Source organism: uncultured Fibrobacter sp. (genome assembly GCF_900316465.1).
Classification (GTDB): domain Bacteria; phylum Fibrobacterota; class Fibrobacteria; order Fibrobacterales; family Fibrobacteraceae; genus Fibrobacter.
The window spans coordinates 1-14,569 of record NZ_ONDD01000013.1 but is presented as its reverse complement, the minus strand read 5'-3'; the positions used below and the strand labels follow the sequence as shown (position 1 = coordinate 14,569).

Genomic DNA, 14,569 nt, shown 5'->3' with positions numbered 1-14,569 from the left:
GGGCTTACCTTTCGCTAGGTTCTACGATAAACTGGCGGGTCGAAAGCAATTTGCGCCCAGCCACCAAGTCCACACTCCACTCGCCCGGTTTCAAAAGATTCGGCACAATCGTCGTAAGGCACACATCTTGCGTCATATCGCATGCAAGCTTTTGTACCGTGTCGGCTCCGTTAAACCAAATGTGCATCAAGGTGTCATCACCAAGTTGCAACGCCGACGATACCGTGGAGTAATAATAAAGGCGCATTCCCTCTTCGAATACGCTATCCACACCGAACGGGGATCCGTTCACAATATGGCTGCAGACAACGCTTTGCGCCATGGAAAGTTCTGTATCGGCAGAATTCCAAATGGTTTCGGCGCCATGCAAGGCAACCACGATTCGGTGAATCAAAAATCCAAGAAAGACCACCATCACGACAATCGTCGTTTTCCGCAAGTTGCGAAGCGGAGGAAGTTTTGTCACAAGGCAGTCCTAGATCAAATGTTTAACGAACCAGACGGCTGGTGTTCTGCGTAAAGGCAGGAACAGCGTCGACCAGTTTTTCGACCAACAGGCGGTTAAAGTCTTCGATACGGTTCGGAAGCTTGGAGCCCGGGAAAATCTGCACCAACAAGAGCGCCTGGTCTACAGGAGCAATGTAGATGGAACGGTTTTCACCCGAGAAAGACACAGCCTGGAAGTTTTCGCCACCGAGCATCATACCCACCTGGCGGGCAGAGTCGAACGAAGCGGTGCTAAGCACGGCAAGCGGAGTAGCATCGATACCCAAAGAGCCAACTTCAGCAATAATCGATCCGTCACGATGGCAAAGAACAATATATTCGGCCTTGACACTCGCCTGGTAGGCAGTCATTAAACGCTGGACCTTGGCGGCATCATCAGAATAAATGGTAAAATCGCTCATTATGCACCTTCGTTAAATTACTTCTTCTTAGGTACGTACGGACGCAATTCAATTTCGTCATCGGCATCGGCTGCGGGTTTGGCCACATCGCGACCGAAAGTCGGCATACGGGGTACGGTGGTTGCTGCACGCGGACGACCAAACGGCGAGGATGTCGCTCCCTTTTGGAACAGACCGGCGCCGGCAGTCGAAGGTTGGGCAGGAGCCGCTGAAGGCGGTTTTGCCGCAAACGAAGGCATGCGGAACGGAGATGCCGGCTGAGCAGGTGCAGCAGGAGCAGCAGCAGGCTGAGCCGGAGCTGCAGGCTGAGCAGCCTTGACAGAGACACCTTCCTTGGTGAGCGACACATCGTGAACGCCGGTATTACCGACATTGGCTGCCGCCTGGCGGAGGAATCCCTGCTTGACGTTAAACTTTTCAATCACGAGCATGGCAATCGTCTTAAGGGTCGTGACCACACCCTTACCGTTATGGGCGGTTGCCGGGAAGAAAGGCACATTGCGCGGGTTAAGTTCCGCATTCAGTTCATCAAGCGTGAACACGTTGTCCATATCGCGCTTGTTGTACTGGAGCACAAAAGGCATATCGTCCAGATCCATGCCGTAGTCTTGCAAGTTCTGGCGCAGGTTCTGCAAACTTTCCAGGTTTTCGGCCTGACGGGATCTCTGGGAATCCGCCACAAAGACAATGCCATCTACACCACGAAGCACAAGCTTACGGGTACTGTTATAATAGACCTGACCGGGAACCGTATAAAGCTGGAATCTAGTTTTGAACCCCTTGATATCCCCCAAGTTCAGCGGCAAAAAGTCAAAAAAGAGCGTACGGTCACCTTCAGTAGCAAGGGACACCATGTCGGTGCGCTTGTCCTGAGGCATCTTCTGGTGGATCACCTGCAAATTGGTGGTCTTTCCACTAAGGCCTGGTCCGTAGTAAACGACTTTACAACTAATTTCTCGTGTAGCAAAATTTATCGAAGACATTACACATCCTTGATATTTCTATCTCAAATCTAATAAAAAAATAATTTCGTAGACCATAATTTATGCTTTTTTAGCATTCTAACCGAGAATACCAGTTAAACTGGGCCTTGGGGGCGATCCACGAAATGGACAACACGCTGCGGGAAAGGAATTGTAATTTTTTCTTCAACAAAGCGTTTCTTGATTTCGGCGGTATATTTCCAGCGCAAGTTAAAATAATCCTGAGTACGGGTCCAGGCCCTAAAAGTCACGTTCACGGCGCTATCTTCGAGGCCCGAAACAAAGAACTGGGGTTCCGGCTTGCGCATGAACAGGGGCTCGCCCGCCACCACGTCGCGCATGATGTCGAGTGCCTTTTCCGGGGAATCGCCGTAGTCAATCCCAACCGTAATTTCAAGCCTGCGGAGCGGATTCTTGCTAAAGTTCACAATCGGTTGGCCCCACAGCGAGGTATTCGGCGAAGAAACGTATAAACCGTCCAGCGTGCGGAGCGTGGTATTGAAAAGCCCAATTCCAATGATGTTTCCCTTGATGTTGCCGCATTCAATGTAGTCACCGGCCTTAAAGGGGCGAAGGAACAACAAAAGCAAGCCCGAAGCAATGTTCGCCAAGGCATCTTTCAAAGCGAGGCCCACGGCCAAGCTCGCCGCGCCCACCAGAGCCACAATGCCTGCGGTATTCACGCCCAGCACATGCAGCACTAACAACAAAGTAACGATGTAGATGCAGTACGAGAATAGCGAATAAACCAGCGGTTTAGCCGAGGAATCAAGCCCACGGTTTTCGGCATGGCTAATGACATGCTTCAAGAAAATCAAAAGAAGACGCGCCGCCACCAAAAGCAGCATCGCGATAAACAGGCGTTGAATCACGGAATGATCCAGGATTCCGCCAAAACGGGTTTCAAGAAAAAGCCTAATCGAATCCATTATGGACAAATATAGAAAATTGAATATACACGAACAGCCGACACACACAGTGTATCGGCTTATTCAAATTCGCACTAAATCGACTTAGCGATTAATTAGGCGAGACCGTTAACGACCTTAGCGGCCTTGGCCTTGTAGTTAGCGACGCGGTTAGCGCAGAAACCGGCACGACCCTTGGCAGCAGCCTTGTCGAGCATGCTGAACAGAGCCGGCATGGCCTTGAGGGCTTCTTCCTTAGAAGTTGCGCTACGGACAGCCTTGAGGGCGGTGCGGATAGCGGAACGGGTAGAACGGTTCATGGCATTGGCCTTTTCGGCCTGAAGCAGACGCTTTTTGCAAGATTTGTGTTGAGGCACCTTATTATCTCCGGGTGAAAACCTACTTAAAAATGTTGGTTCAAAGTTAGTAAATATTGGAAATTTTTCAAGGGGTGGGCAAAAATTTATATCTTTGGGCGCATGATTTCCTTTGTAAATTTAACTGCACAACGCGAAAAATACCGTTTTGAACTGGAAAAAGCCGAACGAGAGGTATTGGACAGCGGTTGTTACATAGGAGGCCCCCAGGTAGCAGCTCTCGAAAAGGAACTTTCGGAGTATTTGGGCGGAAACACCCACTCGATTACCTGCGCAAGCGGCACAGACGCCCTCACTATCGCCCTGATGACCATGGACTTACACCCTGGTGACGAGGTGATTGTCCCCGACTTTACCTTTATCGCCCCTGCAGAATGCGTCGCCCTTCTCGGCGGCATTCCCAAATTTGCCGATATTGACCGAGAAACCCTGCAAATTGCCCCTAAAAGCGTCAAAGAACTGATTGGACCGCGCACCAAGGGCATCATCGCAGTAAACCTGTTCGGCCAGTGCGCCCCTTTTAAGGAATTGCGCGAAATCGCAACGGAACACAAGCTCTGGATTATCGAGGACAGCGCACAGGCATTCGGGGCCAGGACAAACCAGATGGCATGCACCTTCGGAGACATCGCCATTACCAGCTTTTACCCGAGCAAGCCCCTCGGCTGCTACGGGGACGGCGGAGCACTCTTTACCGCGAACGAAGATTACGCCCAAAAGATCCGCATGATTGCAAACCACGGAAGCGCCGGGCGCTACCAGCACGAAATTGCCGGCATGAACAGCAGGCTTGACGCACTGCAGGCGGCAGTTCTCAGAGTCAAGCTCAGGCACTTGGATGAAGAACTTGGGGTCAGGCGCCAAAACGCGGCCAAGTACGACGCCTTTTTCGCCGAATACAACCGCACTGCAGCCGCCGGCGAAAAGATTGTTCCACAAAAAATCGAAAATGGATGCAAGTGCACCTACGCCCAGTATACGGTTTTGGCCGAGAATCGCGAAGGTTTTATTCAGAAACTGAAAGCAGCAGAGATTCCCTACTGCATCCACTACCCCAGCGCCCTGCGGTATCAGTATTGCTTTAGACAATATCTCAAGGAACCACTAGGTGGCATTATTTGGCTCGAAGAAGACCACCCTGATCCGAATTCGGTTAAGGTTTCAAGGAAGGTCATCAGTTTGCCGGTCTGCGCCTTCACCGATGTTACTGAAATTATCGAAAAGCTAAAGGCCCACCTGTAGCCCTAAAGTCAGCTATTGCAGTTCTTTCATTCGCTGCACCGCTTCCTTGAAAGTTGCGGGTTCTTGCAGCAAGCTAATCACCACCCAACCGTCTTCGTCGAAATCGAAGAAGAATCCGGGCTGCACCAGCACATGCTTTTCTTTGAGCAGGCGAAGCGTGAGTTCCTCGTCGTCTTCGCCGAGGCGCACGACCGCATACCAGCCGCCCAAAACCTCGGGGCAGTACTTGGCCGGGAACGCTTCGCGGAGCGTCTGCCAGTTGGCAAGCAGGCGTTCCTTGACTTGAGCTTCGTAGACCGCGGCCTTGGGCAACAGCGACATGCCGAGAGCCTGCGCCGGAGCGGACACGCTCAAGTAAGCGTCTTCTACAAATTCGAGAGCCGCGCGGATTTCTTCGAATCGTTCACGCGGGGCGTAGAAGGCCATCCATCCGAGCTTGAGCTGCGGCGAGCCTACGGCCTTGCTTAAGCCGTTCAGCCAGAATATCGGGCACTTGGGACCGTTTTCAGGAAGGTTGATCAAGTCGTTACCGCCAGCATCCCAGAGATGTTCCTCGCCTAAAACGTACTTCCAACTGCGCTGGGCCTTGTTCGAAAAGCCGTAATCGCCGAAGACTTCATCGACCACGAGAATCATGTCGTTTTCTTCGCAGAAGCGAACCGCCACATTCCATTCTTCGCGAGAAACGCAATGACCCGTCGGGTTATGCGGCGAAACCAGCAGCAAAATCTTCGCCTTTTCCGGAGCAGCCAGCAAACTGTCGGAATCAAGAACGAATCTAAAAGAAGACTTCTCTCGCTTCAGTTGCAGAAAATACGGAGCACATTCCAAATGTTCCAACTGCGCAAGAGTGTCCAAGAGCGGATATCCCGGCATCGGCGTCAGAATCACGTCGCCCGGATCGCAGAAAGTCTTGAACAAAACAGAGTAAGCTTCGCTGGTACTTGCGGTCAGAATAATCTGGCCTGCGGTAAAGTTACCACCGCGCTCACGGTAATATTCCACCACCGCTTCGCGTGCCGACTTCCAGCCAGCCGCGTCCGGATTCCAGCAACCGAAGCCATTTCGAGCCGACTCCACCACCGCGTCCAAATCAATCGGCAGCCCCGCCTTCACAGGCGAAGAAACCGTCATGTCGATGAACGAAAGACCGCCCTCGGCAGCATCCTTTTTCGCACACGCCTTCGCGCGTTCCAGTTCAGCAAAGAACGGCGATGGAGACAGATCTTTGGGGAGTCGGGATGAAAGCTTCATAGACTAATTCCTGATGCAGCGGACATTCATCCCAAAATGCTTATACTCGGGCGGAACCCAAATGGTGTTGTCTTCTTCAATTCTCGCAGAAATTGCCAAATCAGCGGAGTACTCCGTAGACACCCAGAAATAGGCACTTTTTTCATAGAAAAAGTCGTCATCACCATACCATAATCCACCGGGGTAAGCAGAAAAGCCGTAATCGTCGGTACCTTCGGCCCCATCAGACCAACCATCTTTCGCCTTCAGCATTTTCGTCGTCGTTGGTTTTTGACCGTCAATAGCATCCATAAGGGCGTACCATTCCTTTTGCGACGGAAGATGCCAACCGGTAGGACAAATTCCCTCAGCATAGTCGTAGTTAACGAGTCCGCACTCGTGGCCTTCACCGCATTCTTCTTCAGTTTTGCCAACGGCATCTGCCCATTTATAATAGCGACCGTACTTGGCGCAGCTATCGGGAGAGGTATAGGCACAATAGCTGTTTTCCGTTTCGTAGTTCAAGTTCTGTGCCATCCATTCCATCTCACCAATCTTCACCGCCCTGTAAACCTGACCATCGCGGGAATCCGTATAAGTCCTCTCATTATTGCGAGAAGAAGACGATTCTTCATGGGACGAGGACGATTCCGGTGCATCATTTGAGCTACTCGAAACCGACGAGGAAGAGGCAATATCAGTCGCATCAAAATCCTTGATGCAGCGGACCGAATGGGCATAATCCTGTGTTCCCTGACCAAAACCTAGTCCTTCCTTGCCAAAACTCAAACTTTGTGACATATAATCGTCTTTATACGAGGATACCCAAAATTCAACATAACAGTCCAAACATGAATACATGCCAAAATCCACCATGCTCCGGACACCGGCCGGAAACAGAGCCATGCCATAAGCGTCAGGACCATTAGCACCATCCTTCCAGCCCATCTTCGATTTTAGAGCCTTAGAAGCAGCGCCCTGTCCTCCCACAAAATCGAACAATTCACTCCAATCGTCCCAATCGGGCAAATGCCAGCCTTCGGGACAGGCTCCCCGCACTGGTAAAATCGGTTCACAATGCTCCCCGTAGCCACATCCCTTAGCGTTGTCGGAAAACAGCCCCGCACCATCAACCGCAGCGCTCCACAGGTACAGACGACCATACTTTTCGCAATACTGGATGGAATCGTTGTAGCAGAAACTGCTCGAATCGACTTTATAGTTGGGCTCCAGATAGCGGTAATTCAAGTTTTCTGCCATCCACCACTGATTGCCGATTTTCACAATCTTGTAGACCTGGCTGTCGCGCTTATCGACAATCTCCTCGTAAGAAATTTCGGGATTCAAGTAATCCCAGGTTTTCACAAAGCTGCTGCTGGACGGTTCAGTCTGCATTTCACTCGACGACGACTCCCCTTCTGCATCTGCAGAAGATAGGAGCAGTTGGTACGAACTGCTCGAAGCGATCTCGTTCGAAAAGGGAATTTCATCTTCTGCTCCCGAGCTCGAGCCGTTGTCGCCACAAGCAACAAAAAGAAACGACAACAAAACAAGCATCATTCCTTTAAAGCAACATGCAAAAGAATTCATGTTTCCTCCCAGCACTTTACACCCCAACACTAAAAAACGCTACTTTTTCCGGCGAAGGAGCCCAGCCAATACAACAGCGATAAAGATACCCGCCGGGAGCACCACGGCAATCGTCAAAAGAATCAGTTTCTGGAAATCCGTCAAATCCTTGAGCGAATTTTTGAAATCCTTGAACTTCGCGACAAAGCCTTTAATGCCCGTCGGCTTTGCTGCGGCATCGATAACGGCACCTTCAGCATTCTCGCCCGCCAAATCCTCGGAACCCGCAAAGGCTTCCATTTTCGGGAGCATGGCCATCAGCTTGGACACCGATTCCTTCACAGGCCCGACATACTGGCTCGCTTTTTCGCGAACCTTGTCGTAGCGTTTCTTGAAAGGACGTTTCAGTTGTTCAAGCATCAGTCACCTCTAGGCATTTGTTCATTTAAGGAACAAAGACCCTGTAACTTGTTCCCATATACTTCAAAATATACATTCCTCGGTGTTCAAGCGCAATAGATAAGTTGCTTCCCGTGGAAATTTCTCGCTTTACCAAATTACCCTGCACATCAAACAGAGCAACCGGTTCTGCAAAAGTCAAACCACTAAGATAGATTCGACCTCTTTCCACTGAATATTTCAACGACGCACTTACCAAAGGCACCTGAATCGAAATCGTTCCCGACGAAGACCCCAGTTCCGCAGAACTCGACGAACTTTCTACCAGCGAGGAACTGGAGCTCTTTTCTTTCAAGAGCCAATCGGCATTTTCTACAGATGTGTATATGCTCGTATCACGAGAGAACACGTACTGCGGTCCAACATTCTGGGTCTTGTCACCATTTTTGAGGAGCCAGTTACCAATCTTCTTTCCCGTATTGGGGTCAGAAATACTATCGCCCCAAACCGCAAGGCCACTACAATCGGTAAAGACCGTATCGAGCACAAGATCATTCACATAGCGCACAATGCCGTATGTAGATTTGCGGCCATCAAGGGCAAGTACAGGGTGGTTCCCGTTGTGGCACCAAATTTTCCGGTTCGCTACCGTCTGGTACTTCGTATTCAACATCCACGCAAATCGCGGAGATTTCATCAGGGACTGTTCGAGCCCGGTCGTGTCGCCAGGGAAAGCTTTTTCCAGCATAACGGAATCATAATGATTGCCTACATGCTCACCACCCAGGATTACATTGTAAAGCGGAGCCATATTCCCGACTTCCGAGATTTTAGAAAACGCTGCGTAAGAATTATAGACGCTACCCGAATCGGCTCCGACAAGGCCGCCCGTATACATGCCAACAGTGTTAGAAACTTTGGTTCCAAGAATAATCCATGAAGCTCGAACACCACAATCCTCTACAACACCGTCATTAGATTGTTTCGCCACAATGCCACCTGCATAGGCTGCGGGGCTAATCCCCATATCCGAAGGGTCCGTAAGACTTGCAGACAGCTTAAGCGTTTTGGTCCCCTCGGTAACGCCATAGTAGGATTTAGAAATCTTTTCCAAATTATAGGCTGCAATACCGCCAATCGTCACGCCACCATCACCGGCACGTCCCAAAGAGCCCGTATATTCCGCCCACTCTACAAGGCCACGATTTTCACCGACGATGCCCGCAACAAGTCCAGTAACGGTCGACATGTCACCGACCATCTTGACATGGTCAAGCGTTCCCCTGTTTAATCCACAAATACCTGCCATTACCGAAGGATAATCATCCTTCAAATCACCTTCAACGCGAGATTCCGAAACGGTTCCTTCATTTGCACCCACGACGCCCCCCATGTACATCGAAATCATCGTACTATGAGGGGGAACAATCAGACCATTCACGTAAGCATGAGTCACCGAGCCACGATTGTGTCCAACAACTCCCCCCACATACAAATACATCGTATACGCATTCACCATTATCGAGGCTGCCGTAGAACCGGAGTTCACCACTCTCGAAGAAAAGGTTCCTATGGCAACAGCCTCACAATCAATCACACGGACACTATCAACAAGGCCCCGGTTTTCCCCCACCACGTTACCGACAACAGGATAAAAAATCGGCATATTCGCGATCTGATCAAAAGAGTAAAGCGTATCAGAGCCAAGGTGTTCCACCTGAAGGACACTCTTTTCTAGCGTAAAATTCTTGACTACACCCTTTTCGCCGACAAACCTGAAGAACCCGTTAAAAACGGAATCCACATTTTCTTGCGAATACTCGGAACGCGCTCCCGAGATTGTCTTGCCCGCGCCATCGAAGATACCTTCGAACGCAAGAGAATCAGACGGACCGATAGGGTTCCAATAATTGGTATCGCCCGACACCGAATCCCAAAGAACGATATCGTTTTTCAGGACTACATTAATTTCAGTTTTGCCCGAAGCGACCTGTTTCGAGAACCAGGCCAGTTCCTTAGCCGAAGAAATCTCGTAATAAGATTTCCCGCCTAAAGAAACTTCTGCCGGTTGAGCGGCAAAATCAGTCCACTCTGCAGCAAAGACCCCCACGGCTACTGCCATAATAGATAGTATTACTCGTAGCACAAATCCTCCTTCTTTTCATTGCCCTAGAGTTTTTAAAGACTGCTACTGCTTTTTATACAGCAGGTTCACGCCACCGAAGAGAGCGCGCATGTTTGCCTTGAGCGTATCGCTTGACACACCGCGGCCTTCGACTTCGACGTTGTTCGCCTTCAGCACAATGCGGCTGAGACCTCGGCCAGCCCACATCTTGTCCTTTTCAGGCACAACGAGCTGGCGATACTTCACGAGTTCCACCGGCATGCCGATTTCACGCATGAGCATGAGGGCAGCTTCGATCGGGCCTTCGGCCGTCACGGACTTCACCAAAGCTTCGCCATCCTTCTTGAAGTGGAAGATAAAGCGGTTTTCGTCGGGCACGACTTCGATGTTGTTGAAAATCAGGCGACCATTCACATTCACGAAATGTTCGCGGAACACATCCAGCACGCGTTCGGCAGACAGTTCGCCTTCCTTTTCGCTGCAAGCCTTCAGAATCGGCTGCAGTTCGGCGGCTTCGGCGAGAGACATCTTGTAGCCGAACTTCGTGATGATTTCATAAACGGCGGTACGGCCACTCTGGCTGGTGAAGCTGAGCGAATCGTTCTGGTGACGACCGATAATCGAGTAATCGATCGGGCGGTAGGCGCCCTTCTTCATGTCCTTCGTCTTAGAGGCGCCATCCTGGTGGATGCCGCTACGGTGCACGATCGCTTCGGCACCAATCAACGGAGCGCGACTATAGATGCTGATACCCGACCACTGAGAAATCAAGATAGCCGTTTCATAAATGCGTTCCATGTGCAGGCCCGTATTCACGCCGGAGTTATGCAGCGCGACTGCGACTTCGTAGAAGTTCGTGTTGCCGCAACGTTCACCGAGACCATTCAGGGCAACTTCCAGCTGGGTCGCACCCACGAAGAAACTTTCGACGGTCGCAGCCGTTGCCATACCCAAGTCGTTGTGGCAGTGGACTGAAATCGTGATATTCTTCGGCAGGGCTTCGTACACCTGCTTGATTTGATTCACGTACAGGAACGGACGATAACGTTCGACCGTATTCGGCAGGTTGATGGTCGTCGCACCGGCTTCGACCACGGCCTTCAGCACATCAATCACGAAATCCATGTTTTCGAGGCAGTCGCCAAAATGTTCGGCGCTGAATTCCACATCGCCCTTGTCACCCACGAGCGACTTTGCAAACTTCACGCAATGAACGGCCTTTTCCTTCACCTGTTCCGGAGTCATGTGCAGCACATGTTCCATAGAGAGCGGGCTTGTGGCAAGGAAGGTGTGGATACGCGGATGCGGAGCATACTGCACTGCTTCCCAGCAGCGCTGGATATCGCTTTCCACACAGCGGGCCAAGCCAGAGACCACGATACGCTTTGCGACTTCGTCGCCTTCCTCAGCCATCTTGGCGGTCAGCTGGGCAAGCTCCTTACACGATTCGAAATCCATTTCGGACGAAGCCGGAAAACCGACTTCAGCGCCCTGCACGCCGAGTTTCAAGAGTTGCAGGTACACGTCCTTTTTCTGGGCATTGTTCCAGGGCTTCGGGAGCGCCTGGTTACCGTCACGCAGAGTGACGTCGTAAAAGAAGGGTTGTCTTTCAATCGTGTTCTTATTTTCGCTCATTTTTTATCTCCTTGCCAGTCCAACAAGGCGGCAAGCTCATTTTTCGTCTAAAAAATAGAAATTTGACTCAAAAACGAAAGCCCGCGTCCTTATTGGAGCGGGCCTTATGGTTTAAATCCTTGGGTTAAAACTCTAAAATCGTCTTGAACCTATGCTTAAAAACCGGCTTGCGCTCCAGCGCAATGTCCTAGTAGGTTAATAAGTCGTAGATCCAGAATCATGTTCATGTGCAGAAAAGTAATAAAAGTAGGGATTTTTGGCAAGAGTAATAGAAAACTCCCGAGCGTGCACGCCCGGGAGCTACTCCACACAAAGTTCTTGCCGTCCCGAACACCTCAGAAAACGCGGCAAGAACTATGCGACACTCTATCGTTTCACAATTTTTTGCTGGTAAGCCTTGCCGCCTGCCACCAGGCGCACCAGGTAAATTCCCGGCTTAAGGCCACTCAGGTCTACGCTCGACTGCGATACCGCCTCGGTCGACATCTTTACGACATGGCCATTCACATCGAAAATGTTCAGGCGGCGCACATCCGCATTGATTTCAAGACGGCTTTCGCTAGCAATGTAGCGCATCGGAGAAGCAACCTGCATCTTAACGGCAATCGCCTGGGATTGTTCGCTCGAAGAACTTTCCACTTCTTCCTGAGAGCTGGAGGACTTTGCCTCGGAACTAGACGAAACCTCTTCGGAGCTAGAGGACTTGGCTTCGGAACTTGAAGACTTCGCCTCAGAGCTGGAAGACTGCACCGACGAGCTGGATTCCGGCTTCACTGAAGAAGAACTTGCATATTCCATGACTTCGCCGTTGCTGCCCTTGTAAGCCATCAAGGCATCTTTCAGTTTCTGGTTCACTTCGTAAGCGGCATCGTCCACCGAGTTGTCAAAGGTCCACTTGAAATCACCTCCCTGCACGCGGCCCGCATAGGCACGCACATTCGCCATGGCCTGCGCCGGAGAATCCGCCGTGTAGCTGTACATCACGGAATTGTCGGTATCGAAGTTGTTGTAGGTATTCGCACCGGCATAAGACTTGACCGTATTCGGAACCTTGTCGTTGCGGCTAGAAACCACGTAGGCGTCAAAGTCGGCCTTGGTATCGATGGAGCCAGCAGCCGTTTCAGAGCCCTTGAGCACATACTTGCTTGCACCATACGGAATGAACGTGTAAGAACCTTCCATGTGGTTGTTATAAGCCTTGATCGTACCGCCATCTTCGCTGCTGAATGTCGGATTGTTCTTGGTATCGCGAGTGGTGCCGCCAGCATACACGTCGCTTCCCTGCATAGACGTCATCATCGGGTACTTGCAATTACGGAAGTAGTTCGCTTCCATGAACACGGAAGAGCCCTTCGTAGAACCAGCGCCGTATTTGGCCACGCCATCGTAGTAGTTATTGTACACATGGGCGCTGTAGAAGCGCACGCGCGGGTGGCGGCTATCGGAATGGTCGTACCAGTTGTGGTGATAAGTGATGTAGAGACCGTCAGTCGTACCTTCGGAAAGGCCGAGCAAGTTCGACTTACCGTTATCCCAGAAGTGGTTGTAGCTGAAGGTCACGTAGGTGGACTTTTTGCAGTCCAAGGCACCATCGCCCTTGACCTGGTCCTTATCGCTACCCGCATGGCCGTAGAAGAAGTCGCAGTTGTGCACCCAAATGTACTGGTTATCCTGCTGCAGGCCAATGTTGTCGCCTTCGTCGGAATCGACATTCATAACACCGATGTTGCGGATTTCAACATCGAAAGCGTTCTTGACACGGATGCCCCAGCCGTTTGCCGTAGCGTCGTTACCGATACCTTCGATCGTCATGGCGCCGCCTTCCTTTTTACCCATGTCAATCAGAATGTCACCCTTGTCGGTCACTTCGGGGTCGGTCACGTTGCCAATCAAGCGAATGGCGAGCGGACGCGTATCGTAGCCCTTCTTGAACGCCGTCAAGATATTCTGGAGGCCCACGCATTCTGTTACGGCACCCTTGCTGCTCGTCACCACATCGAGCTTGACCGTATTCTTAGTCGATTCCGTGATGTAGAGAACCACGGCGCCGCTCTTGAGCGTACCATCGGTCTTGTAAGCGCCCGGAACATGGCCGTTGCTAAAGGCAAAGCCTGCGCGATCATGCGCCTTGACGGTAAGGGACTTCGAAGTCGTCGAAGCGCCTTCTTTGCCGCCCTTGACGGAGGCCACCTTAAGCGTATAGCTACCGGCCTTGAGGCCGACCACGTCAACACGGTACTTGGAGCCGTACTTGCGAACGAGCTGGCCGTCTACTTTGACGTTGCTTGCGCCCGCGCCCGAATAGTAAACATTGTAGCTGTCCGAACCATCGGAAGCCCATTCGGCAAAAGCCGATTCGAGCCAGCCTTCGGCAGAGCTGAGCGTCACCTGGGCATAAGCCCCGGCAAATCCGAGCAACGCAACACCAAGCGCCACCCTAGAAACCATTTTGGAACCTGTTGAAACCATATTCATCCATCCCTTTTTGAAAATGTTCTCAAATTTCTTCTCAAAATATAAACTCAAAATTAAACAAAAGCAATACAAAAATCATTATTTATTTGATATTTTTAAAGATTTTACATTTCAAAATGTTCTCAAAAATATAAAAATCCTTAATTTTTGACAATACAAGCGATCTACAGACATTTTCGATCTGAAAAAGAAAACTTGACCGTCACACTGATTCGAAATGCCTAACGGCATTTCCGAGAAAAAAAAGATTTTTCGTTAGAAAAATCGAATCCGTGTGACAACAAAAGACATTTCACGTCCCAATCCCATTCTTTCCGTCTATTTTCGCGAAATTTTGCACTTTTTAGGCCAAAATCTTCATATATTGAAGGTATGAAGTTGTTTGAGCGTATTTTTTCCACCCTTTTGGTGCTTGCGGCGTTCTGTCTTGCCGACACCACATCGATCGCCCCCGTCGATTCCGCAAAAACGGCAACCAATTCGGTCATTACACAAGAAACTAAAAAGCATGCAGTCTGGATTAAGCTGGAAGGTGACGTAGAGCCGTCCATGTACGATTTCTGCGCCCGCGCCATCGATGACGCACTCCAGGAAAATCCGGACTACATCGTCTTCGAAATCAACACCTTCGGCGGTCGCCTCGACGCAGCCTTCGACCTAGTGGACACCATTATGGCCGTCAAGGGCCCAACCACTATCGCGCTCGTGAAAAAGA

General features: G+C 50.7%; 11 protein-coding genes and 2 pseudogenes. 2 read left to right on the top strand and 11 right to left on the bottom strand.

The genetic code is table 11. The features are described from left to right. Positions 1-4: 4 nt before the first annotated feature. The 5 genes and pseudogenes from QZN53_RS06510 to rpsT all read right to left on the bottom strand — a co-directional run bounded on the left by QZN53_RS06510 (position 5) and on the right by rpsT (position 3,176). Positions 5-466: a hypothetical protein gene (locus QZN53_RS06510; protein ID WP_294652123.1), complete on the bottom strand. Its 462-nt coding sequence runs from the start codon at positions 464-466 to the stop codon at positions 5-7. Positions 467-488: 22 nt separating this feature from the next. Continuing rightward, entirely contained in the window at positions 489-908 is a 420-nt protein-coding gene (locus tag QZN53_RS06505; protein WP_163438098.1) for a roadblock/LC7 domain-containing protein, read from the bottom strand. Between the two features lie 395 nt (positions 909-1,303). Next, a pseudogene (locus QZN53_RS12965) lies at positions 1,304-1,891 on the bottom strand (ATP/GTP-binding protein); the annotation flags it as partial. 95 nt (positions 1,892-1,986) lie between these two features. Continuing rightward, a complete protein-coding gene (locus QZN53_RS06495; protein ID WP_294652120.1) occupies positions 1,987-2,820 on the bottom strand; it encodes a mechanosensitive ion channel family protein in 834 nt (277 codons plus the stop codon). Positions 2,821-2,915: 95 nt separating this feature from the next. After that, complete coding sequence (gene rpsT / locus QZN53_RS06490) at positions 2,916-3,176, bottom strand: 30S ribosomal protein S20 (protein ID WP_072797405.1); 261 nt, start codon at positions 3,174-3,176, stop codon at positions 2,916-2,918. Between the two features lie 102 nt (positions 3,177-3,278). On the opposite strand from rpsT, the gene QZN53_RS06485 reads away from it, so the two are divergent. Further along, a complete protein-coding gene (locus QZN53_RS06485; protein ID WP_163438095.1) occupies positions 3,279-4,418 on the top strand; it encodes a DegT/DnrJ/EryC1/StrS aminotransferase family protein in 1,140 nt (379 codons plus the stop codon). Positions 4,419-4,430: 12 nt separating this feature from the next. On the opposite strand, the gene QZN53_RS06480 is transcribed toward QZN53_RS06485, so the two are convergent. The 6 genes from QZN53_RS06480 to QZN53_RS06455 form a co-directional block, all read right to left on the bottom strand. Next, positions 4,431-5,672, bottom strand: a complete 1,242-nt coding sequence (locus QZN53_RS06480; RefSeq protein ID WP_163438093.1) for a pyridoxal phosphate-dependent aminotransferase — start codon at positions 5,670-5,672, stop codon at positions 4,431-4,433. A gap of 3 nt (positions 5,673-5,675) precedes the next feature. Further along, positions 5,676-7,241, bottom strand: coding sequence for a fibrobacter succinogenes major paralogous domain-containing protein (locus tag QZN53_RS06475; protein ID WP_163438091.1), 1,566 nt, complete (start codon positions 7,239-7,241; stop codon positions 5,676-5,678). Positions 7,242-7,280: 39 nt separating this feature from the next. Further along, the gene (locus QZN53_RS06470; protein WP_163438089.1) at positions 7,281-7,640 is read right to left on the bottom strand and encodes a hypothetical protein; all 360 of its coding nucleotides are present in this window, start codon (positions 7,638-7,640) and stop codon (positions 7,281-7,283) included. A gap of 25 nt (positions 7,641-7,665) precedes the next feature. Further along, on the bottom strand, positions 7,666-9,741 hold the full coding sequence (locus QZN53_RS06465) for a hypothetical protein (RefSeq protein WP_163438087.1): 2,076 nt from the start codon (positions 9,739-9,741) through the stop codon (positions 7,666-7,668). Between the two features lie 66 nt (positions 9,742-9,807). Then, complete coding sequence (gene leuA2, locus QZN53_RS06460; RefSeq protein WP_163438086.1) at positions 9,808-11,379, bottom strand: 2-isopropylmalate synthase LeuA2; 1,572 nt, start codon at positions 11,377-11,379, stop codon at positions 9,808-9,810. A 366-nt stretch (positions 11,380-11,745) separates the two neighbouring features. Continuing rightward, complete coding sequence (locus QZN53_RS06455; protein WP_294652112.1) at positions 11,746-13,854, bottom strand: T9SS type A sorting domain-containing protein; 2,109 nt, start codon at positions 13,852-13,854, stop codon at positions 11,746-11,748. Between the two features lie 372 nt (positions 13,855-14,226). Between QZN53_RS06455 and QZN53_RS06450 the strand changes: the two are divergent. Further along, positions 14,227-14,569: pseudogene (locus tag QZN53_RS06450) on the top strand (nodulation efficiency protein D (NfeD) family protein); the annotation flags it as partial.

Bases quoted from the DNA above. Each gene is read 5' to 3' on its own strand.
- QZN53_RS06505 (WP_163438098.1), bottom strand. From the start codon at position 908: ATGAGCGATTTTACCATTTATTCTGATGATGCCGCCAAGGTCCAGCGT.
- QZN53_RS06485 (WP_163438095.1), top strand. From the start codon at position 3,279: ATGATTTCCTTTGTAAATTTAACTGCACAACGCGAAAAATACCGTTTT.
- QZN53_RS06465 (WP_163438087.1), bottom strand. From the start codon at position 9,741: ATGGCAGTAGCCGTGGGGGTCTTTGCTGCAGAGTGGACTGATTTTGCC.
- QZN53_RS06480 (WP_163438093.1), bottom strand. From the start codon at position 5,672: ATGAAGCTTTCATCCCGACTCCCCAAAGATCTGTCTCCATCGCCGTTC.
- QZN53_RS06470 (WP_163438089.1), bottom strand. From the start codon at position 7,640: ATGCTTGAACAACTGAAACGTCCTTTCAAGAAACGCTACGACAAGGTT.
- leuA2 (WP_163438086.1), bottom strand. From the start codon at position 11,379: ATGAGCGAAAATAAGAACACGATTGAAAGACAACCCTTCTTTTACGAC.
- QZN53_RS06495 (WP_294652120.1), bottom strand. From the start codon at position 2,820: ATGGATTCGATTAGGCTTTTTCTTGAAACCCGTTTTGGCGGAATCCTG.
- QZN53_RS06455 (WP_294652112.1), bottom strand. From the start codon at position 13,854: ATGAATATGGTTTCAACAGGTTCCAAAATGGTTTCTAGGGTGGCGCTT.
- QZN53_RS06475 (WP_163438091.1), bottom strand. From the start codon at position 7,241: ATGAATTCTTTTGCATGTTGCTTTAAAGGAATGATGCTTGTTTTGTTG.